The organism is Ruminiclostridium hungatei (assembly GCF_002051585.1).
Lineage (GTDB): Bacteria > Bacillota > Clostridia > Acetivibrionales > DSM-1351 > Ruminiclostridium > Ruminiclostridium hungatei.
Genome location: NZ_MZGX01000023.1, coordinates 24,521 through 45,207, shown reverse-complemented (window position 1 = coordinate 45,207; position 20,687 = coordinate 24,521). Strand labels below are relative to the sequence as shown.

Genomic DNA, 20,687 nt, shown 5'->3' with positions numbered 1-20,687 from the left:
TTTTTGCATTGATTAAGTATGTTTTAACTGTTTTTTTACAAATTTCCAGGAAAAAATTAAAGAAGTATTGACAGTTATTCCAAACAGTTATATAGTTAGTTACATGAGTAATTAACTATATAACTGTTTAGGTGGTGATAAATTGAATTTGGATTTTAGTTCGGAAAAACCCATATACCTGCAACTGTCCGAGGAAATAGAGGACGCCATATTGGCAGGAGCATACCAGGAAGAGGCTCAGATACCTTCCACCACGGAAATATCCATAAGCTACAGGATAAATCCTGCTACGGCATTGAAGGGTATAAACAGGTTGGTGGACGATGGAATAGTTTATAAGAAAAGGGGATTGGGTATGTTTGTTTCAAAAGGCGCAAAGGAAAAGATACTTGACACAAGAAAAGAGAATTTTTTTGAAATGTATATAACTTCACTTGTTTCAGAGGCTAAAAAGCTTTCAATTACCAAGGAAGACATACTAAAAATGTTGGAAAGAGGGTTTGATAAATGAGCATAGATATCAAGGCTGTAACCATGACATTCGGCAAAACTACCGCACTGGACAATATTTCGCTGAAGCTTGAGGAAAATAAAATCTATGGGCTTCTGGGAAGGAATGGAGCAGGAAAAACTACATTGCTCAATCTTATAACCAACAGGATATTTCCTTCAAATGGAGAAATACTGCTGGATGGGGAACAGGTCATGGAGAATGACCGAGCCCTGTCAAAAATTTATTTTATGACTGAAACCAATTTTTATCCCGAGTGGATGACTGTCAGGAAGGCCTATATCTGGACCAAGGAGTTTTATCCGGAGTTTGATGCAGAATACGCAGCTTCGTTAAGTGAGAAGTTTTCATTGAGTACAGGCAGTAAGATTAAAAACCTTTCCACCGGATACCAGTCCATATTGAAAATAATAATTTCTCTTGCCAGCAATGCTCCTGTGGTACTGTTGGATGAACCTGTGCTGGGACTGGACGCAAACCACCGGGAGCTGTTTTACAAGGAACTTATAAGAGCATACAGTGAGCGCCCCAGAACCATAGTGATATCTACACATCTGATAGAGGAAGCTGCGGATATCATTGAAGAGGTGGTTGTTATTAAGGACGGCAGGCTCATAATGCAGGACCAGGTTGAAAACGTACTTTCCAAAGGCTATTCGGTTTCCGGGACTGCAACGGCAGTTGACAGCTTTGTCCGGGGGAAGAAGGTACTGGGAGTCGATACACTGGGGGGGCTTAAAACCGCTTATGTCCTTGAAACACCACAAAAGGACAGTCTGCCTGAAGGTCTTGAAATATCAAGGCTTGACCTTCAAAAACTTTTTATCCAGCTAACCAACTGAGAAAGGCAAGTTGATAAATCAAATAAATAAAGCCGGTGCAATACTTAATTCTGAACGGTTTATCAATGGTGGAGAATTAATTTTCGCATGGCGGAAAAGGAGTAAAAATGAGAATTAAGGCAATTGTTAAATATTATCTTACAGAAATCAAAACGGCAGTAGTTATGTTCTATTTGATTATGGCTGCGGTTACCATACTCATCAGCTATTCGATAAATGTGACTACAGGTGACGGCGACAGCTTTGTGGGCGGAGGGAAAATGGCCTCGCTGATATTTCTATTTGTTGCAGGCTTGAGTTCCTTCAAGCAAAACTTCCTGTTCCTTTCAACAAACAATGTTCCCAGAAGGCTTCAATTTAAGGGCTTTTTGCTGTCGGCGCTCATATTGTGCGGAGCAATGGCATTTATTGATACTTCATATTCCAATATAGTAGCGCAATTTATGGACTACAGGTCGGCTTTTTACCAGGTATACGGAGAGTGGACTTTACAGGCTTTCGTATTATTGAAAATAGCAGTGAATTTCTTCTTTAATCTTGTCTTTTACCTTTTATCCTATTTGGGAGGCTACTTTATTACAAGCCTTTATTTCAGAATGAACAAAATGCTCAAGATAATAGTCTCAATCGGAGTTCCTGCCATTTTCGCAATCATTCTGCCTGCTTTGGAAAGTGCTGTTACAAAGGGAAGGATATTCAGATTTATTGGAGATGTCCTTTTAGTACTGGGAGGTCTGAAGGATGGGGTAAACCCCTACATTGCCCTGCTTTCCTTCACTGCCGGAGCTGCTGCTGTGGCGGGACTTTGTTTCCTGCTTTTAAGAAGGGCAGCGGTGAGAAAGTAAATTTTTATAGGTTTTTCTTCTGCTGGAATACACATACCGGACTTAACAGGTTATACTTAAAGAAATGAAAAAGTCAGTTAATATCGGAGGAAACACAATTCACCTGAAAAGGCAAAGGATTTGAACCGTAATTGACTTTGGTAGGCAGGAGGATAGCGTGAAAGATACATGTGGTAAGTCAAAGTGGATTTCACGCAGCGAAAGCCACTGCGTGTCTTTCATTACTATTTGTGTACGCGCTATGCGCGTAGATGGGAGATAAGATGAACAGACCCTATATAGGTATTCCCATGGGAGATCCGGCAGGCATTGGCCCTGAAATAGTTGTAAAGGCAATTGCCAGGGAGGAAATCAACAGGGTATGCAAACCGGCAGTCATAGGCTCCGTAAAATTGATAAGCAAATATATAGCTATGCTGGGGCTTGCTCTGAAGGTGCGGGTAATTGAGAGCAGTTCCCGGGGCAGCTATGAAACAGGGATGATAAATGTTGTGGACCTTGACAATATAGAGCCGGACTCTCTGAAACTGGGCTCGGTTCAGGCCGGAGGCGGAACTGCCTCCTACCAGTATATAAAAAAATGTGTTGAGCTGGCAAAAGCAGGCCAATTGGAGGCTATCGCCACCACACCCATAAACAAGCAGGCTTTAAAGGCCGGCAATGTGGACTTTATAGGGCATACCGAAATACTTGCCGCCCTGACTGATACCCCTGATCCCTTGACAATGTTCGAGGTCAGGGGTATGCGGGTTTTCTTCCTGACGAGGCATGTTTCACTTGCAAAAGCCTGTGAACTGGTAACGGAGCACAGGCTGCTGGACTATATTGACAGATGCACCGGGGCTTTAAAAAGTCTTGGCATTACTGAGGGTATAATGGCGGTGGCGGGACTCAATCCACACAGCGGGGATAACGGGATGTTTGGTGCTGAGGAGCTCAAAGAGATTGCACCTGCGGTAGAGAAGGCAAAAAAACAGGGCTACGGGGTTGAAGGCCCCATCAGTGCAGATTCTGTATTTCATCAGGCCCTTACGGGAAAATATAACTCGGTGCTTTCCCTGTATCACGATCAGGGGCATATAGCCACCAAGACACTGGATTTTGAAAGAACCATTGCAATCACCATGGGTTTGCCTTTTTTGAGGACCTCTGTAGACCATGGGACTGCGTACGACATAGCCGGCAAGGGAATAGCCAGTGATGTGAGCATGGCGGAGGCAATACTTCTGGCCTCCAAATACGCTGCACCCTATTCAGCCTGGTACAATAACAAATCTCATGGATTGTAATTTTTTTACAAAAACAGACTGTTATAAGTTTTAACCGTATTATATAATTGAAATAGTTGGTCCCATACCTTCGGGTTTGGCCTGTAACTATTTGAAATATACTTATAACAGGAGGCCAAGGTTGAAAGAAATTTTGAAGCAAATAAAAATAGGGCACCGATTCCATGTCGTGACTTTCATGGAGTCTTGTGCGAGATGGGGGGCATGGAAATATTATGGCAGATGTTATTGATTACAAAATCATCGGAGATGATATGCAGATTGTGGAGGTGGAGCTGGACCCTTCGGAAGGTGTGAGAGCTGAAGCCGGTGCCATGATGTATATGGAAGACGGCATAAGGATGCAGACTTCAACAGATGGCGGAGCATTTAAGGGCTTTAAAAGAATGCTGACCGGGGAGAGCTTTTTCATAACCACCTTTTACAACACTTCTCCTGCCAAAAGGCATATGGCATTTTCAGCGCCCTATCCTGGAAAAATCATTCCAATAGACCTGCCCAGCGTTGGGGGAAGCTTCCTTTGTCAGAAGGATGCATTCCTGTGTGCGGCAAATGGCGTGGATATTGAAGTGGCGTTCACAAAAAGGCTTGGCGCCGGTTTCTTCGGAGGAGAGGGCTTCATACTTCAGAGGCTGGTTGGAAACGGTATGGCCTTTGTACATTCGGGAGGAACCATAATTCAGAAAAATCTCCTGCCAGGGGAGACTCTCAAGGTGGATACAGGCTGCCTGGTGGCCTTTTCACCCAGCGTAGACTATGATATCGAATTTGTGGGAGGCTTCAAAAATGCACTTTTCGGCGGAGAGGGCTTATTCCTTGCCAAGCTTACCGGTCCGGGGCTGGTTTATCTTCAAAGTCTGCCCTTGTCAAGGCTCGCAGACAGGCTCACATCAGCGGGGGCCAGGCACAGAGAGCAGCAGTCGGGAATAGGAGGCATAGGCGGAGGATTACTGGGCGGCTTGTTCGGAGGAGACAACAAATTTTAAAGATGTAAAGTATTACTCATAAAGTTGATTACGGTTGAAATTTTCGTCTTTCAGGCGATGCAATTGACTTGCCGCACTTAAATGAAAATTCCTTCAAGTTACCATAAAATCTCATAATATTGGAAAATAATGTTGAAATAGATTTTTATATATGATATTTTAAATATGGCTGGTCCGGTTTAGGTATTTCTCAAGTAAATTGCTTGAATAAATATGGCCGGACTTCAATTTTATATTTAAAGGGGTGTTTACATGAATAATCTATTTTCCAGGAGAAAAGGCCTGGCTATAAAAACTATTGTTGCAATCGGTATCGGTGCCGCTCTGGTTGTGGCTATTTACCAGGTCAGCATTCCGGTGGGCTTCATACCAAATACAAGACTCCAGTTCAATGCCGCGATAATTGCCATAATCAGTGCTATTTTCGGGCCGGTGGCCGGTTTGTTTACAGGACTGATTTCCCATACGCTGGGGGATGCGATTTTTTACGGCGGAGTCTGGTGGAGTTGGGTTATAGCAGATGCAGTTTATGGCTTTCTGGTAGGACTGACCTTCAAGAAGCTGAAAATATCTGAAGGCGGCTTTGCAAGCAAACAAGCGCTTATATTCAATATAAATCAATTTCTTGCAAATGCTGCAGCCTGGATATTTGTGGCGCCCATACTCGATATACTTATATATGCCGAGCCTTCCGACAAGGTATTTGCACAGGGAGTCACGGCTTTTGCGGTAAATGGAGCCGTAACACTTATTGTTGGAACTATTCTTGCCTTTGCATATTCCAAAATACGCACAGGTAATTCCAGCCTTGAGAAGGAAGCATAACTTGGGGCAGTATACTCTTTATCACAGAGGTCTTTATGAAAAAAGCTATTATAGAGTTTGAAAATTTTTCCTTCAGGTACAGGGTACAAAAACTGCCTTCACTGACAGAAATAAATCTTAAAATATATGAAGGCGAGAAGGTGCTCATAGTGGGCCCTTCCGGCTGCGGAAAATCGACACTGGCCAATTGCATCAATGGGCTGGTGCCTTTTTCTTATTCGGGCGTAACTGAGGGTACCTTGAAAATAAAGGGACAAAATCCTGCCGAGCTTGGAATATTCGGCTTGTCAAAGCTGGTGGGTACTGTTCTTCAGGATACCGACGGCCAATTTGTAGGACTTACTGTTGCTGAGGATATTGCATTTTCCTTGGAAAATGACTGTGTGGAACAGGCGGAAATGAAAAGAAGAGTGGAAGAAACTGCTGAGACGGTTGAACTGTCAAGGTTTAAAGGCCATTCCCCTCAGGCTTTGTCCGGAGGACAAAAACAAAGGGTTTCTCTGGGCGGTGTTCTGGTAGACAATGTGGAGATACTGCTGTTTGACGAGCCGCTGGCAAATCTTGACCCGGCAACCGGCAAATATGCCATGGAGCTGATAGACCGGATACATTCCAATTCAGAGGCCACGGTACTTATTGTGGAGCACAGGCTTGAAGATGTGCTGCATTGCAAGGTAGACAGGATAATTGTCATGTGGGAGGGCCGGATAATGGCGGACACTACACCCTCCCGGCTGCTCTCCTCAGACATATTGAAAAAGGCAGGAATACGTGAGCCGTTGTATATTACCTGCCTGAAATATGCAGGTTGTGAGATTTCAGCCCAAGACCGGCCTGAAAATATCCGCTCCATTGCTCTGGAGGGCCTGGAAAAGAGCATTTCTGCCTGGTATGAGAAAAAAGAGCCCCAACCTGCGGGTGAGGTGCGGGAAAGGTTGCTGGAACTTAAAAATATAAGCTTTGGATATGAAAACAACAATACTGTTTTAAAAGGTGTAAATATCTCGGTCAATAAGGGGGAAATGGTTGGGATAGTTGGGCGGAACGGGGCGGGAAAGTCCACTCTTTCCAAGCTTATCTGCGGTTTTGAAAAGCCCTCGGAAGGCTCTGTGTTTCTGGAAGGAAAGTGCATCGACAAGGACAGTATAGCGGAAAGAGCGCAGAAAATCGGACTTGTCATGCAAAACCCCAACCATATGCTGTCAAAGCCCATGCTTTTTGACGAGGTGGCTTTGGGCCTGGTGACCAGGGGCTGGAAGCAGAAGGAGCTGGAGGCAAGGGTTTTCGAATGCCTGAAAATATGCGGGCTTTATGAATTCCGCAACTGGCCCGTTTCAGCTCTGAGCTACGGACAAAAAAAGCGGGTTACCATTGCTTCCATACTTGTATTGAAGCCCCAGGTTATCATACTGGATGAGCCCACGGCAGGACAGGATTTCAGGCACTATACCGAATTCATGGAGTTTTTGCTGAAGCTGAACAGGGAAAGCGGCACAACAATTCTTATGATTACCCATGACATGCATCTGCTGCTGGAGTATACACAAAGAGCGGTAGTAATGGCTGAAGGAACTGTGGTTGCTGATGACGTTCCTGCCTCCGTTCTAACAGATGATGACATAATCCAAAAGGCGAGCCTGAAGAGGACTTCACTGTACGAGCTGGCCATAAGGGCGGGAATAAGTGATTCCCGTTCCTTTGTACAGCATTTTATTGATTATGACAGGAGGGGCAGGTTTAATGGCTAGATTATTAAGCTACAGTGACAACGGAAGTCCGGTCCACGCATTGAGCGGTACTACAAAACTGCTGTATTTTCTTGTATGGTCCCTGGTAAGCATGATTACATATGACACCAGACTGCTGCTGTTCATGTTCCTTTCAAGTCTGGTTGTTTTTAAGATATCCAGAGTGGATTTCAAGACTGTTGCTTTTGTATTGAAGCTGATTCTGGTTTTTTTAAGTATAAATCTTATTGCAATATTTTTATTCTCTCCGGAGGAGGGAGTGGACATATACGGCGGCAGGACCGTACTGGCGGATTTGTTCGCAGGGTACAGCCTCACAGCCCAGCAGTTGTTTTATGAATTTAATGTGGCACTTAAATATTTTACCATAATACCAATTGCCCTCCTTTTTATCCTTACTACAAATCCCAGCGAGTTTGCCTCTTCCTTGAACAAGCTGGGGCTGAGCTATAAGATAAGCTATTCGGTGGCCATTACCCTGCGCTACATACCCGACATGCAGAGGGACTATGTAATAGTATCACAGGCCCAGCAGGCCAGGGGCGTTGACATGTCCCGCAAGGTCAGCCTTTACAAGAGGATAAAAAATGCCGCGCTGGTGCTGATACCTTTGTTTTTTTCCAGCATGGACAGGATTGATACCATCAGCAATGCCATGGAGCTTAGGGGCTTCGGAAAGAAAGGCAGGAGAACCTGGTATGCAGCGGGAAAAATCCGAAGGCGCGACCGGGTGATAATAGCAAGCCTTGTTTGTTTTGCCATACTGTCAATTGTTATAACCTTTGCAGACGGCAGCAGGTTTTACAATCCTTTCAAATAAGAAATATGCAAAAAAAATCACCCGCTGTGTCTGCAAACCGGCTTGCGGCCGGACTTGTCCATTTTGCAGAGGGCACAGCGGGTGATTTTATTTATACTGGTAATCCCTGTCTTTGTGCTATAATACATATGTTGATAGTATGGAACAGGAGGCTGTGCCCCTGGTCCGGGGTAATTTAACTTGCGTGGGTAATGAAATCTTTTACGAATATATTTGCATGTCACACGAGGCGACTTAAAAGAAATGCGCAGTATGCGAGACCTGGATCGCCGAGTTGCTGCGACGGCTAAAAAACATGCTGCAATATTACAAGCATTTATTTAAAGCTCGTCCGGGAGTGAAAAGCAGGTATACAGGTAAATAAAATGAATATTCAGAGGTCTTACATAAATGATGACTGCCAAACTGGAAGAAAAAAAGCACTATATTCTCAAAGATTTTATCGAAGGGTCCAGACTAAGTATTCCCATAGCGTTGGGGTATTTTCCTGTATCCTTTACTTTTGGCCTGATGGCTGTCAGGGGTGGTATCCCGGTGTGGATAGTGATTCTCATATCCATGACAAATCTTACCTCCGCCGGACAGTTCGCAGGGACAAATCTGATAATTGCAGGAGCGGGACTTGCTGAAATAGCTGTTACAACCTTTGTAATCAACATCCGGTATATGCTCATGTCCCTGTCCCTTTCGCAAAAGCTGGCAAACGGCATATCCAGCCTGAAAAGGTGGGTCATGGCTTTTGGGGTGACAGACGAGACCTTTACGGTAGCTGCGATGCAAAAGAGGGATATAACCTTTCCCCTGATGGCCGGGCTTGAGCTCCTGCCTTATGTGGGCTGGGCGGCGGGGACGGCAGCAGGAGCAGCGGTTTGTACCCTGCTGCCTGAAACCTTGCAGAACTCAATGGGAATAGCACTTTACTCCATGTTTATTGCGCTGGTAATTCCGGCTGCGAAAAAATCAAGGCCTGCCTTTATGGTGGCAGGCTGTGCAATTGCAATCAGCTCGACTCTGAAATGGCTGCCTGTCTTTTCAACTGTTTCAGGGGGCTGGAGGATAATTATTTCAACAGTCATAGCCTGTACGCTGGGAGCTTTGCTGTTTCCGCCGGAGGAGATCCGGCACGGAGGTGGAGATGAATAAAGTGTTGGCAGGAGTACTTGTAATGGCACTTGTTACATATTTACCCAGGGCACTGCCTTTGGCTATATTTCAAAACAAAATACGCTCACGTTTTATCACAGCCTTTCTGAGCTATGTCCCGTATGCTGTCCTGGGAGCAATGATATTTCCGGACATTTTATATTCTACCGGGCATCTGCCGTCAGCCATAGCAGGCCTTGTGATTGCTTCGGTAATGGCCTATTTTGAAAGGGGGCTCCTGCAGGTAGCCGTTTGTGCCATCATCGGAGTATATGTTTGTGAACTGATAATTGTAAGAATGGTTTAAGGTTCTTACGATATTGCCGTCTATGATATTGCCACGAGTACAATAAGATATATTGGAGGCCGTAAAAGCCGATTTAATTCATCAATCATACAGGGAGGACATTATGCACAAGAGATATATTTTATCGCTGGATCAGGGAACCACAAGTTCAAGAGCTGTCCTGTTTGACAGCCTCACAGGGCAGATAGCAGGTATGAAGAGCGTTCCGCTAAGGCAGATATACCCTCGGCCGGGCTGGGTGGAGCATGATGCCTCTGAATTATACTCAGACCAGCTTGAGGCCATGGCAGGAGCATTGGAGGAAGCTGCCGTGGGCCCGGAGCAGGTGGCCTGCATAGGCATAACCAATCAGAGAGAAACTGTGGTGGTGTGGGATAAAAATACCGGCAAGCCCGTATACAATGCCATAGTCTGGCAGTGCAGGCGTACCTCCCATATGTGCGACAGGCTGAAAATGAAAGGGCTTGCTGCGGACATAAAAAAGAAAACCGGACTGGTAACAGATGCATATTTTTCGGGTACAAAAATAAGATGGATACTTGAGAATGTGGAGGGAGCAGGAGAAAAAGCTCAAAAGGGCCAATTGCTGGCCGGAACCATTGACACCTGGCTGGTGTGGAACCTGTCGGGAGGCAAGGCCCATGTGACGGATTATTCCAATGCTTCCAGAACAATGCTTTATAATATCAGGGAGCTGAAGTGGGACGAAGAACTGCTGCGGGAGCTGGATATCCCTGAAAGCATGCTTCCTGTGGTTGTACCCTCCTCGGGAGTATGCGCCTGTACCGGATATCCTGATGGAGCAGGGAAAGCCGGCGGGCAGTTGGACTACAGGGAAAGGGTCATAAAAAGCATTTTGGACATGGGAATACCTATATCTGGCATGGCAGGGGATCAGCATGCCGCTTTGTTCGGCCAGGCCTGCTTCAAGCAGGGAGATGCCAAAAACACCTACGGCACAGGTTGTTTTATACTGATGAATACCGGGAAAACACCTGTGGAGTCAAAGAACAATCTTCTTACCACCATAGCCTGGGGGATGGACAATGAAGTTGAATATGCCCTGGAAGGCAGTGTTTTCAATGCAGGAGCGGCAATCCAATGGCTCAGGGATGAACTGGGCATAATAGAAAGTGCCCATCAAGGTGATATTGAAGCCGAGCAGGTGGAGGATACCGGAGGCGTATACGTGGTTCCGGCGTTTACCGGACTTGGTGCCCCGTACTGGGATATGTATGCACGCGGAACTATTGTAGGTTTGACCAGAGGCACTAACAGAAGGCACATTATAAGGGCAACGCTGGAGGCCATAGCCTACCAGAGCAGGGACGTGCTGGAAGCGATGCTGAAGGATTCGGAAATCGGGCTTAATGAACTGAAGGTGGATGGGGGCGCCAGTGCCAGCGATTTTCTCATGCAATTCCAGGCGGATTTATTAAATATACCTGTGCTCAGACCTGTGATAAGAGAGACAACTGCGCTGGGAGCAGCTTATCTTGCCGGCCTTGGAGCCGGTATATGGCAATCCCGGGAGGAAATTGCCCGGGCCTGGAATCTGGACAGAATATTTACGCCCTCTGAGGACAAAGACAGGTTCCATGAATTGTATTTAAAGTGGAAGAAGGCTGTAGAGCGTTCCATGAAATGGGAGCTATAGCCTTTTTGGACGGCACATTTCCCGAGGGTTGTCCGGAAATGTTATAAATTGTGGTAAAGAAAAGTGTACTATATTGGTTTAATGTGTTATAGTAATACAAAAGTGTATCGCCGGGAGGTTTTTGTATGGATATAAAGCAGGTGTGTGTTAAGGCCGGTGAGGCATCCATAAGGATGGCCGAGCTTGACGGTGCTGCCAAGAATACGGCGCTTTCAGCTATAGCCGATGCGCTCCTTGAAAATAAGAATAAGCTTGTTGCTGCAAATAATGAGGATATGAAGCGAAGCCGGGAGGAAAAGCTGGCAGAGCCTTTGTTGAAGAGACTTAAATTTGATGAAAAGAAAATAGAGGATGTGGTTGAAGGCATCAGAAGTCTTATGAGCCTGGAGGAGCCGGTGGGGAGGACGCTGCTTTCAACTATGCTGGATGATGGGCTGGAGCTCTACAAGGTCACCTGCCCCATAGGCGTGATCGGTATTATTTTTGAATCCAGGCCTGACGCCCTTGTACAGATTTCAACGCTTTGTCTTAAGAGCGGAAACAGCGTACTTCTTAAAGGAGGACGGGAAGCCAGGGAAACCAACAGGGCCCTGACCGAAATTATAGAAGGTGCGTCAATTGCTGCCGGTTTGCCGGAGGGCTGGATTACACTTCTGGAGAGCCGTGATGATGTGAATGAGATGCTTAAGATGGACGAATACATCGATCTTGTGATTCCCAGAGGTTCAAATGAATTTGTAAGATATATAATGGAAAACTCAAAAATTCCTGTCATGGGTCATGCCGACGGAATCTGCCATGTTTACGTGGACAAGGATGCAGACCTGACCATGGCGGAAAAGATAACTGTGGATTCAAAAACACAGTATGTGGCTGTGTGCAATGCCACAGAAACCTTGCTGGTACATGAGGCTGTGGCTGGGAAGTTTTTACCTGCCCTGAAGGAGGAATTTGACAGGAGACAGGTTGAAATCCATGGGGATGAGGGCACCAGGAAAATTATTGCTGTAAAGGCTGCCCATGAGACCGATTGGTCCACCGAGTATCTGGACTATACTATCTCCATCAAACTGGTACGGGATGCGGATGAAGCTATTGAGCATATAAACACTTACGGCTCAGGCCATACCGACAGCATTGTAACTTCAAACAAGCTGACTGCGGTGAGATTCATGAACCTTGTGGATTCCGGGAATGTTTTCTGGAATGCCTCCACCAGGTTCAGCGACGGCTTCAAGTACGGCTTTGGAGCCGAGGTGGGCATAAGTACCAGCAAGCTTCACGCAAGAGGTCCCGTGGGACTTGACGGTTTGTTAAGCTATAAATATATGCTGATTGGAAACGGCCATATCGTTGACGATTATGCAAACAACAGGAAAAGCTTCAAGCATCTGGGGCTGAAAAAGCAGATCGGGGATTTATAACATATATATTTCAATTGCACTGAAAGAAGGAGAGAAGGACATGAAAATTGAAACAATAACCACAGACAAGGCGCCTGCTGCAATAGGACCGTATTCACAGGCAATCAGGTGCGGAAACTTTATATACACCTCCGGAGCCATACCTGTTGACCCTGTGAGCGGGGAAGTGGTTGCCGGCGGAGTTGTCAAACAGGCGGAACGGGCCCTTGAGAATCTTGCCCAAGTGCTTGCCGGCGCGGGAGCGGGACTTGAAAATGTGGTAAAGACCACGGTATTTATTAAGGATATGAATGATTTTGCTGCTATAAACGAGGTTTATAAGAAGTACTTTACAGGCAGTTTTCCTGCAAGGTCCTGTGTGGAAGTTGCCAGACTGCCCAAGGACGTGCTGATAGAGATCGAATGCGTTGCAGTAATATGACCTGCCTGGGTCTGCCCGGGTGTTGAGGAAAAAGCATAAAAAATAAGTGGGGCTGCTGAATTTGTAGAGTTTCAGCAGCCCTTTTTATCTGTGTGTTATTTTTCTGGAAGCTACATGTCCCTGTAAAACGCCAGGTTCACTTCCATATCCTTGTCTACAGGCTCATTTTTAAATAGCTTGGAATACTTGGCTGTAAGGGATTTGGCGGTTTTTGCCCTGGAAATATTCATCTGGCTCAAAAGGTCTGAAAAAGCCGGCTGTTTCGCCAACGTATCCCGCATCTCCTTTGGAGGCGGGCAGTAGCGGAAAAGGATGGAGCGCGCCAGCTTGTTAAGGCGCAATATACCTCGTGATTCATAGTTTATCCAGGTTTCGTAGTCGCTGGTGAAGATGTCCCTCATGACATTTCTGTTCTTCTGTATCTGTACCTTTATCTTTTCTTTTGCATCTTCAGTCAGATCGTGGTTCTTTTTGAAAAACTGTATATAATCGGTGTATTCCGAAGTGAGAGATTTCTCGGTAATGTCATTCCAGGCCACTCCCATCATGGTTCTGCAAAGCTCCCAGCGGAAGGAACCTACCAACTTCAGAATCAGCTCTGAAATATTTTCATCAGTAAAGGCGGGCACAATAAACCTTCCGGGAGTATTTCTTGCCTTCCCGGTAATTTCCTGCCACATGGATACCCTGGACCCGAAGGTGGGAACTATTATTATATCAGGGCGCACCTCCTTCATGATGGGTTCCTTTTCAATTCCCCTGGCGTCATTTTTGTACCAGATTTCCCTGTAGAATATGGAGAAATCCACCGACAGCAGGTTGTTGATTGCCTGCTGCAGCTTGTTCGGCGTAACTACTGCTCTTTCCAGATCACGTGCTATTATGTCCTTGTGCAGTACGGGGAAATAGCTGCTGATATGACCATGGCAAACCTTCTGGTTGGTTTTTAGCATATTATTTATCTCAAAGCCCACCTTTGCTTTTACATCACGGTCATAGGCGGGTTTATCGGCATCGGAAACCAGCTTTCTCTTTTTCATGTCTCTGAACACATCAAAATAATCCTGGCCAAAATCATTTATTGAAGGTTCTTTTTTATTTTGATGTATCATTTCCAGCCATTTTTTTGAGGTGTAGACCGAGAAGTCGGAGCAGTTGTATTCCTTGTCGCAAAGCCTGTACAGCGTGATAGCCTGATCTACGGTGACAAGGCGCTCGTCCATGTAGCCGAAATTCAAGAACATGCTTATAAGCTTGGGACAATCATTATCTTCCTGGGTCTTCCTGAAGGCCTCTTCATAGAGCACAAAGAAGTCCTTGGTTATTGAGGCGCGCAGCTCCCTGACTTCCGGGTCGGAGGAGGTTTTGTCCTTTAGGGCCCTGAAATGGCTCAGCCTTCTGTTCATGCTGTCAATCCTGTCCTGGGAGCTGTTGCAGTAGTGCATGATTTTTTCCAGGCTGTTTTCCAGCTCTCTGGGCAGCTCGGAACCCACTTCCGGATTTGCCGGATCTGAAGAGCCGGGGCTGATTGATGCCTTGGCTCGTACACCGTCCAGAAGACGTGAAAATTCCGTCTTGTCAATGTTGGTGAAGGTGTCAAATTCATTTTGAAGCTTGTCTATGCATTGACTGGTAATATTTATGGCCTGAGTCAGTATATTCAGTATATTGCGGGCAGCTTCCTTATCCTCTCTGGAATCGGCGGTAATCCTGCCATAAGAGGAGAGCAGGTTTTCAGGTGACAAATAGAGAAGCTCCATATTTTTGCATAATGACGAAAAAATATTCTTTATTTCAAATATTATTGAATCCAGTATCTCGGAGCCTTTTTGAATATGATACTCGCATACATAGCTGTTGCTGTTGAAAAAGTTTTTACGGCTGTCCATGGGTACATTCAATAAACTTGTATAGTAATCAATGCCCGCATTGTCCAAATCGGGAGAATCCGCCGCAGGAGCGGCTATATTGCGGGTCAGGACGGTATCCCCGTCCAGAGGGAAAAATTTATAGCCTTCATTTTTCAAGTCCTCATATGTACTTTGATAAGTTTTCAGCAATTCTATATCAGGAGTGTAGCTGAAATAGAACTTATCCCTTATTGCCCAGAAGTAGAGCATTAGATTCTGAGTCAGAGCATCAATGTTATGACATATGGGAAGAAGCTTCTGATATGCAGTATGGCTCAAATCAATCAAAGTGGCCAGCGAAGAGACAAGGTAGGCTGAATAGTCCTTCTGGGTGGAAATAATATTTTTTATCCCCGCTGAGGAATCTGCAGGAAAACAGTATAGGTTGCACACATCCTTTGCCAGAAGGCTGAAGGAATTTTGACCGCTTCTTATAACATCATTAATACTTAAAAATGTGTTTTGATCAAGTGTAAACAAACGGCAGCTCCTGGAAATCAGTAACTGGTCCTTGGTGAAAATATCGTCAAAGGGAGACAGGAATACATCTATTTTCCCCTTAAGCAATAATACTATTGAGGATGCCCTGTCACCCTCACATACCAGAAGTTCACCCTGAATGGATGAGTATTGGCCTGTAAAATCAGGTTTTATGCTCATAGTAGTTCTCCTTATGTGTATTAATCCCTGCTAATATCATAACAGTGGGCTGATTCATTAGTAGATCGATGAACATTAACATAATAAATTATACACTATATGGAACAATAAAAAAAGCCGGACTAAATACCCAAGACACTGAATAGCTGCACCTAATCAGCGTCCCGGTTTTGTCAGGCAGTTTTAAATAAATTGTATGAATTTGAGCTGCGGTTAAAGGGCATTATTTTGCCTGGATGTAGCCCGCAGCCTTCAGGTATTCGGCCATAAGCACGGCTCCGCCTGCAGCGCCTCTCACGGTGTTGTGGGAGAGACAGACAAACTTGTAATCATAGAGACTGTCCTCGCGGAGCCTTCCGACAGTGATACCCATGCCGTTTTCTATGTCTCTGTCCAGCTTTGTCTGCGGTCTGTTATCTTCCTCAAAATATTTCACAAACTGCTTTGGAGCGCTGGGAAGCTGAAGGGACTGCGGCTCGCCGCTGTAGCTTTCCCACAGCTTTAAAATTTCTTCCCTGGAGGGTTTGTTTTCAAAGGAAACAAAAACTGCAGCCAAATGGCCGTCTGTTACCGGAACCCGTATACACTGTGTGGTAATCAGGGGAGCGGCAGCTTTTACAATTTCTCCGTTTTGAACAGTACCCCATATTTTCAGCGGTTCCTGCTCACTTTTTTCCTCTTCGCCGCCAATATAGGGAATGACATTATCAATCATCTCGGGCCAATCGGTGAAATTCTTTCCTGCACCTGATATAGCCTGATAAGTACAAGCTACAACATTTTTTATGCCGTATTTCATCAGTGGAGCCAGTGCGGGAACATAGCTCTGAATAGAGCAGTTGGGCTTGACCGCAATGAAGCCGTTTTTAGTTCCCAGCCTTTTTCTCTGGCTGTCGATAACCTTTATATGATCGGAGTTTATTTCAGGTATGAGCATTGGAACATCAGGAGTCCATCTGTGGGCAGAATTGTTTGAAACTACAGGAGTTTCATTTTTAGCGTATTCTTCCTCCAGCTTTTTTATTTCATCCTTTTTCATGTCCACTGCACTGAAAACGAAATCAACTTCTGCACAGATTTCCTTTATATCTTCCGTTGCATTTTTAACAACAATAGCTTTAACGCTTTCAGGCATCGGCGTTGACATTTTCCATCTGCTGCCCACTGCTTTCTCATATGTTTTACCTGCAGAGTTTTCACTTGCAGCAATAGAAACAACCTCAAACCAGGGATGGTCGTCTAGCAGAGAAATAAATCTTTGACCAACCATGCCGGTTCCACCAATAATACCCACCTTCAACTTTGACATTAAAACTGCCTCCAATCCAAGTATTCTATTACTTTCATTCATTATAAATATAATATGCCATACATTTATAATTTTTCAAAATGTCCGCCAATGACTGACATTTGTTCTCGTATTGTGTATTTTACCATAGGCAAATGGAAAATTCAATACTTATATTAGCATAGATAAGCAGATTTTACAGTGCGTAATTCCTGTAAATTTTTTTGGCGGTCCCGTATGCCTGGAAGAATTTGAGAGTATTTGGCAATTCAGAGCATCAGTTTGCAGTAAAGGCATCCTGAGTAATACCCCATTTTTTCAGCTCCTCCTGGGTACCTACCCATACAGGCGCTTTTACCGGCACAAGCGGAAACAGCTCTTCGACACAATAATTCTGCATTCTGATGCAGCCGTGGGAGACAAACTTGCCTATTGAATAGAAGGAATTGGTGCCGTGTATCCCATAGGACCCGTCTGTCCGGTTTATACCCATCCAGCGGCTGCCCAGGGGATTCTCCGGTGTGCCCCCCTTTACCGGCTTGGCAAAGCCGCCTCCACCCCAGTCAGGGTCAATTATTTTGATGTTTATATAAAATTTCCCCGATTTGGTAAGGGTATGCGGATTACCTACGGCCACAGGATATTTCTTAATCACCCTGGTGTCCTGATATAGGGTCAGGATTCTTTTTGTCTTGTTTACAACTATCCACTTACCGGTTGTGGGAGTGGCGGATACTTTATCGGCATAGGACATGCTTTTGCTTACAAGCCTGTTTATGAGCATATCCTCGGTAGCGTTGTCCCAGGCTCCCGTGAGGCTCATATTGTGGTCACTCTGAAAAAGCAGCAGTGCATTTCTTTTGTTCAGGGCTTCATCTTTTGAGGTGGTTTTGTAGTAGCCCAACTGTTTCAGGTATTTCAGATATGTACTGGCGGTGAGCTCTGCGGCAAGCTGTTTCCGCTTTTCTTGAATCTGCAGCTTCTCACGGTCCTGCTTCAATTGCTCCTGGTCCTTTTTCAGCAGTTCCTGGCTCTTCTTTAACAGCTCCTGGTCAAGTTTTAGCTGACTCTGTTCTTTTTTTAGCTGCTCACGATCCTTTACCAGTTGCTCCTGTTCTTTTTTCAGGTTCTCTGTTTCTTTCGCCAGCTCTTCCGCAAGCTGCCTGAGTTCTTCGGGACTCAACTGCTCAAACTGCTGTCCGCCGGCACTTGCTGCCTGAGTATCATAACTTTCTGAATCCTGCAGGGTTATACCTTCTGCAAAGCTTACCGCTGTACTTTGCAGAGTCAGAGCCATAACCAGGGTGCCAATCAATAAAAATCTTTTACACATGATTTTGTCCATCCTTGATTTAAAATAAAATTCGATATATACATTCTACTAATGGAGGAGGATAATAATTACCACTTTTTATCAAAATGCCATGGGGAGTATCTGGTAAAAGTCGTCCTCAGAGTTATTCGCAAACTTATCCTCCCGGGACTTGCAAACTTTATCCTGCCGGAACTTTATTAACTGGCACAGCAATTTTGATTTATTATAGTAATGTGGTAAAATAATACTGTAATAAACTAAAAAACGACATTTTTCAACAAAATATTTATACATGATATTGAATTTTTATGCATTATATTTTATAATATTTCACATGAGATAAATAAATCATTTTGGAGGGGTATCAAAAAATGAAAGGGATTTTTAAGAAGGCTTTAAGTCTGACCATGGTGGCTGCACTTGCTGTTTCTGTGGCCGCATGCGGGGACGGAGCCACAATGAAGAAGATAGAAAAAAGCGGAAAGCTTGTTATCGGCACAAGCGCCGATTATGCTCCCTATGAATATCATACAATGCTTGACGGAAAGGATACCATAGTTGGTATTGACATATCCATAGCAAAGGAAATTTCAAAAGACCTGGGCGTACAGCTTGAAATTGTGGACATGGGTTTCGACGGACTTCTGGCTGCCCTGAATACAAACAAGGTTGACATAGTTATTGCAGGTATGAATCCTGATGAGGAAAGAAGAAAGGCCGTTGATTTTTCCAAGATATATTATGAGGCAAAGCAGGGCATAATGGTGAGGACCGGGGATAAGGAAAAGCTGAAATCCATAGACGACCTCAAGGGAAAGAAGGTTGGGGCACAGCTTGGAACGGTGCAGGAGAAGATTGCAAAAGAACAGATAATGGATGCCAATCTGATTTCCCTGGGCAAAATTCCCGACCTTGTAATGGAACTGAAAAACAGGAAAATTGACGCACTGGTGGTGGAATTGCCTGTGGCCAACGGATATGTCAGGAATAACAATGACCTTGCCCTGACGGATATTGCAGTAAAAGAAGATACAGGCGGATCTGCAATTGCAGTAAGGAAGGGAAATACCGATCTTGTAAAGCTTATCGACCAAACTCTGGACAGGCTTATGAAAGAAGGCTCCATCGACAAGTTTGTGCAGGAAGCCAATGAGATGAATGTGACAACTGAAGAAAAATAATACTTTGTTATACCATATCAAAGGGGCTGTTTATCAGGTCAATTGCTTTTGACTTTAAAACAGCCCTGATTTTGTATGGCAATTTTGGAATAGTAATTATGTGAAATTTTTCGCAGGAGGGAAATATTTTGGACTTTGGTTTTTTATCCGATTACTCATACTATTTTTTGACAGGCACTGTCAACACTGTATTGATAGCATTTCTGACTGTTATAGCAGGTGTTGTCATAGGCACTCTTCTGGCCCTGATGAAGATATCAGGAAACCGGGCCTTCAGGGTTGCCGCAACGGCATATATTGAATTTATTCGAGGAACGCCCATTCTGGTGCAGGCCTTGATTTTTTTCTACCTGATACAGATTCCCGATTTCAAGGTGCTGGGGCTTGATATGGCCAGATTTATTCCGGGTGTCATTGCGCTTTCTGTAAACAGCGGAGCTTATGTTGCAGAAATTATCAGAGCGGGCATTCAGGCTGTTGACAAGGGCCAGATGGAGGCGGCCCGATCTCTGGGCTTCACAGCAGGCCAATCCATGAGATATATAATCATACCCCAGGCAATTAAGAATATTCTGCCCGCTCTGGGTAATGAGTTCATAGTGGTCATAAAAGAATCCTCCATACTGTCCGTTATTGGTATAGTTGAATTGATGAGAAGTGCCGACATAGTGAAAACAGCTATTTACCGGCCCTTTGAACCCTTGCTGGTAACTGCCGTGATTTATTTCATACTGACATTTACCTGTTCAAGAGTGCTTGGCATAGCTGAAAGGAGGCTGCGTACCAGTGATTAAGGTGAAAAATCTTCATAAAAGATTCGGAAAGCTCCATGTACTAAGAGGGGTGGAGGTCAGCATTAAAAAAGGCGAGGTGATTGTGGTCATCGGGCCAAGCGGCTCGGGCAAGAGCACCTTCCTCAGATGCCTTAACCTTTTGGAGCAGCCCAGTGACGGTGAAATTATATTTGAAGGTATCAATATCACCGATAAAAGGAATGATATAAACAAGCTAAGGCAGAAAATGGGGATGGTTTTTCAGAACTTCAACCTTTTTCCACACCTTACGGTATTGGAAAATATAACTCTGGCACCGGTCAAACTCAAAAATGAAAAGCCCAAGCAGGCAGAAAGAAATGCTCTGGCACTTTTGAAGCGTATAGGCCTTGAAGAAAAAGCAGATAATTATCCTGCTCAGCTTTCGGGAGGACAGAAACAGAGAATAGCCATTGTCAGGGCATTGGCCATGTCCCCCGACGTAATGCTGTTTGACGAGCCCACCTCGGCTCTTGACCCTGAAATGGTGGGGGAGGTTTTGGAAGTCATGAAGGAACTGGCCTCCGAGGGTATGACCATGGTAGTGGTAACCCATGAAATGGGTTTTGCCAGGGAGGTTGGAACAAGGGTGCTCTTTATGGATGAGGGAAGTGTAAAGGAAGAGGGAAGTCCTGAAGAAATTTTCTCAAATCCCGCAAATGAGCGTACAAAAGAGTTTTTAAGCAAAGTGCTGTAGGAGGCG

Annotated in this window: 19 protein-coding genes; 16 read left to right on the top strand and 3 right to left on the bottom strand. The window is 44.8% G+C overall.

Translation table 11 applies throughout. The annotated features are described in order from the left end of the window. Positions 1 to 142 precede the first annotated feature (142 nt). The 13 genes from CLHUN_RS16055 to CLHUN_RS15995 all read left to right on the top strand — a co-directional run bounded on the left by CLHUN_RS16055 (position 143) and on the right by CLHUN_RS15995 (position 12,818). Positions 143 to 511, top strand: coding sequence for a GntR family transcriptional regulator (locus tag CLHUN_RS16055; protein WP_080065648.1), 369 nt, complete (start codon positions 143 to 145; stop codon positions 509 to 511). Next, on the top strand, positions 508 to 1,353 hold the full coding sequence (locus tag CLHUN_RS16050; protein ID WP_080065647.1) for an ABC transporter ATP-binding protein: 846 nt from the start codon (positions 508 to 510) through the stop codon (positions 1,351 to 1,353). The genes CLHUN_RS16055 and CLHUN_RS16050 overlap by 4 nt, the downstream gene beginning before the upstream one ends. Before the next feature lie 107 nt (positions 1,354 to 1,460). After that, positions 1,461 to 2,198: a hypothetical protein gene (locus tag CLHUN_RS16045; protein WP_080065646.1), complete on the top strand. Its 738-nt coding sequence runs from the start codon at positions 1,461 to 1,463 to the stop codon at positions 2,196 to 2,198. 263 nt (positions 2,199 to 2,461) lie between these two features. Beyond that, complete coding sequence (pdxA, locus tag CLHUN_RS16040) at positions 2,462 to 3,487, top strand: 4-hydroxythreonine-4-phosphate dehydrogenase PdxA (protein ID WP_080065645.1); 1,026 nt, start codon at positions 2,462 to 2,464, stop codon at positions 3,485 to 3,487. Positions 3,488 to 3,702: 215 nt separating this feature from the next. After that, positions 3,703 to 4,473 (top strand): TIGR00266 family protein, encoded by a 771-nt coding sequence (locus CLHUN_RS16035; RefSeq protein WP_080065644.1) that lies wholly within the window; start codon positions 3,703 to 3,705, stop codon positions 4,471 to 4,473. A gap of 252 nt (positions 4,474 to 4,725) precedes the next feature. Then, positions 4,726 to 5,298, top strand: a complete 573-nt coding sequence (locus tag CLHUN_RS16030; protein WP_080065643.1) for an ECF-type riboflavin transporter substrate-binding protein — start codon at positions 4,726 to 4,728, stop codon at positions 5,296 to 5,298. Between the two features lie 35 nt (positions 5,299 to 5,333). Further along, a complete protein-coding gene (locus tag CLHUN_RS16025) occupies positions 5,334 to 7,046 on the top strand; it encodes an ABC transporter ATP-binding protein (RefSeq protein WP_080065642.1) in 1,713 nt (570 codons plus the stop codon). Continuing rightward, the gene (locus CLHUN_RS16020) at positions 7,039 to 7,866 is read left to right on the top strand and encodes an energy-coupling factor transporter transmembrane component T family protein (protein ID WP_080065641.1); all 828 of its coding nucleotides are present in this window, start codon (positions 7,039 to 7,041) and stop codon (positions 7,864 to 7,866) included. Before CLHUN_RS16025 ends, CLHUN_RS16020 begins: the two co-directional genes overlap by 8 nt. Before the next feature lie 390 nt (positions 7,867 to 8,256). Then, a complete protein-coding gene (locus CLHUN_RS16015) occupies positions 8,257 to 9,009 on the top strand; it encodes an AzlC family ABC transporter permease (RefSeq protein ID WP_080065640.1) in 753 nt (250 codons plus the stop codon). Then, positions 9,002 to 9,316: an AzlD domain-containing protein gene (locus CLHUN_RS16010; RefSeq protein ID WP_080065639.1), complete on the top strand. Its 315-nt coding sequence runs from the start codon at positions 9,002 to 9,004 to the stop codon at positions 9,314 to 9,316. The genes CLHUN_RS16015 and CLHUN_RS16010 overlap by 8 nt, the downstream gene beginning before the upstream one ends. Before the next feature lie 103 nt (positions 9,317 to 9,419). Next, a complete protein-coding gene (gene glpK / locus CLHUN_RS16005) occupies positions 9,420 to 10,973 on the top strand; it encodes a glycerol kinase GlpK (protein WP_080065638.1) in 1,554 nt (517 codons plus the stop codon). A 125-nt stretch (positions 10,974 to 11,098) separates the two neighbouring features. Beyond that, positions 11,099 to 12,397, top strand: a complete 1,299-nt coding sequence (locus CLHUN_RS16000; RefSeq protein ID WP_080065637.1) for a glutamate-5-semialdehyde dehydrogenase — start codon at positions 11,099 to 11,101, stop codon at positions 12,395 to 12,397. Between the two features lie 40 nt (positions 12,398 to 12,437). Continuing rightward, positions 12,438 to 12,818, top strand: a complete 381-nt coding sequence (locus tag CLHUN_RS15995; RefSeq protein ID WP_080065636.1) for a RidA family protein — start codon at positions 12,438 to 12,440, stop codon at positions 12,816 to 12,818. A 110-nt stretch (positions 12,819 to 12,928) separates the two neighbouring features. On the opposite strand, the gene CLHUN_RS15990 is transcribed toward CLHUN_RS15995, so the two are convergent. The 3 genes from CLHUN_RS15990 to CLHUN_RS15980 form a co-directional block, all read right to left on the bottom strand. Next, positions 12,929 to 15,388 (bottom strand): hypothetical protein, encoded by a 2,460-nt coding sequence (locus CLHUN_RS15990; RefSeq protein WP_080065635.1) that lies wholly within the window; start codon positions 15,386 to 15,388, stop codon positions 12,929 to 12,931. A 223-nt stretch (positions 15,389 to 15,611) separates the two neighbouring features. Next, positions 15,612 to 16,697, bottom strand: coding sequence for an aspartate-semialdehyde dehydrogenase (asd, locus tag CLHUN_RS15985; protein WP_080065634.1), 1,086 nt, complete (start codon positions 16,695 to 16,697; stop codon positions 15,612 to 15,614). Positions 16,698 to 16,953: 256 nt separating this feature from the next. Next, positions 16,954 to 18,009: a L,D-transpeptidase gene (locus CLHUN_RS15980; protein WP_242656539.1), complete on the bottom strand. Its 1,056-nt coding sequence runs from the start codon at positions 18,007 to 18,009 to the stop codon at positions 16,954 to 16,956. Between the two features lie 353 nt (positions 18,010 to 18,362). Here CLHUN_RS15980 and CLHUN_RS15975 point away from each other — a divergent pair, with 353 nt between their 5' ends. The 3 genes from CLHUN_RS15975 (at position 18,363) to CLHUN_RS15965 (ending at position 20,681) form a co-directional block, all read left to right on the top strand. Continuing rightward, positions 18,363 to 19,172 (top strand): ABC transporter substrate-binding protein, encoded by an 810-nt coding sequence (locus CLHUN_RS15975; RefSeq protein WP_080065633.1) that lies wholly within the window; start codon positions 18,363 to 18,365, stop codon positions 19,170 to 19,172. Between the two features lie 128 nt (positions 19,173 to 19,300). Then, positions 19,301 to 19,966 (top strand): amino acid ABC transporter permease, encoded by a 666-nt coding sequence (locus CLHUN_RS15970; protein ID WP_080065632.1) that lies wholly within the window; start codon positions 19,301 to 19,303, stop codon positions 19,964 to 19,966. Beyond that, positions 19,959 to 20,681, top strand: coding sequence for an amino acid ABC transporter ATP-binding protein (locus tag CLHUN_RS15965; protein ID WP_080065631.1), 723 nt, complete (start codon positions 19,959 to 19,961; stop codon positions 20,679 to 20,681). The genes CLHUN_RS15970 and CLHUN_RS15965 overlap by 8 nt, the downstream gene beginning before the upstream one ends. Positions 20,682 to 20,687: the final 6 nt, after the last annotated feature.

Bases quoted from the DNA above. Each gene is read 5' to 3' on its own strand.
- CLHUN_RS16015 (WP_080065640.1), top strand. From the start codon at position 8,257: ATGATGACTGCCAAACTGGAAGAAAAAAAGCACTATATTCTCAAAGAT.
- pdxA (WP_080065645.1), top strand. From the start codon at position 2,462: ATGAACAGACCCTATATAGGTATTCCCATGGGAGATCCGGCAGGCATT.
- CLHUN_RS16000 (WP_080065637.1), top strand. From the start codon at position 11,099: ATGGATATAAAGCAGGTGTGTGTTAAGGCCGGTGAGGCATCCATAAGG.
- CLHUN_RS15975 (WP_080065633.1), top strand. From the start codon at position 18,363: ATGAAAGGGATTTTTAAGAAGGCTTTAAGTCTGACCATGGTGGCTGCA.
- CLHUN_RS16010 (WP_080065639.1), top strand. From the start codon at position 9,002: ATGAATAAAGTGTTGGCAGGAGTACTTGTAATGGCACTTGTTACATAT.
- CLHUN_RS15995 (WP_080065636.1), top strand. From the start codon at position 12,438: ATGAAAATTGAAACAATAACCACAGACAAGGCGCCTGCTGCAATAGGA.
- CLHUN_RS15980 (WP_242656539.1), bottom strand. From the start codon at position 18,009: ATGTGTAAAAGATTTTTATTGATTGGCACCCTGGTTATGGCTCTGACT.
- CLHUN_RS16045 (WP_080065646.1), top strand. From the start codon at position 1,461: ATGAGAATTAAGGCAATTGTTAAATATTATCTTACAGAAATCAAAACG.
- CLHUN_RS16025 (WP_080065642.1), top strand. From the start codon at position 5,334: ATGAAAAAAGCTATTATAGAGTTTGAAAATTTTTCCTTCAGGTACAGG.
- CLHUN_RS16030 (WP_080065643.1), top strand. From the start codon at position 4,726: ATGAATAATCTATTTTCCAGGAGAAAAGGCCTGGCTATAAAAACTATT.
- CLHUN_RS16050 (WP_080065647.1), top strand. From the start codon at position 508: ATGAGCATAGATATCAAGGCTGTAACCATGACATTCGGCAAAACTACC.
- CLHUN_RS16035 (WP_080065644.1), top strand. From the start codon at position 3,703: ATGGCAGATGTTATTGATTACAAAATCATCGGAGATGATATGCAGATT.
- CLHUN_RS16020 (WP_080065641.1), top strand. From the start codon at position 7,039: ATGGCTAGATTATTAAGCTACAGTGACAACGGAAGTCCGGTCCACGCA.
- asd (WP_080065634.1), bottom strand. From the start codon at position 16,697: ATGTCAAAGTTGAAGGTGGGTATTATTGGTGGAACCGGCATGGTTGGT.
- glpK (WP_080065638.1), top strand. From the start codon at position 9,420: ATGCACAAGAGATATATTTTATCGCTGGATCAGGGAACCACAAGTTCA.
- CLHUN_RS15990 (WP_080065635.1), bottom strand. From the start codon at position 15,388: ATGAGCATAAAACCTGATTTTACAGGCCAATACTCATCCATTCAGGGT.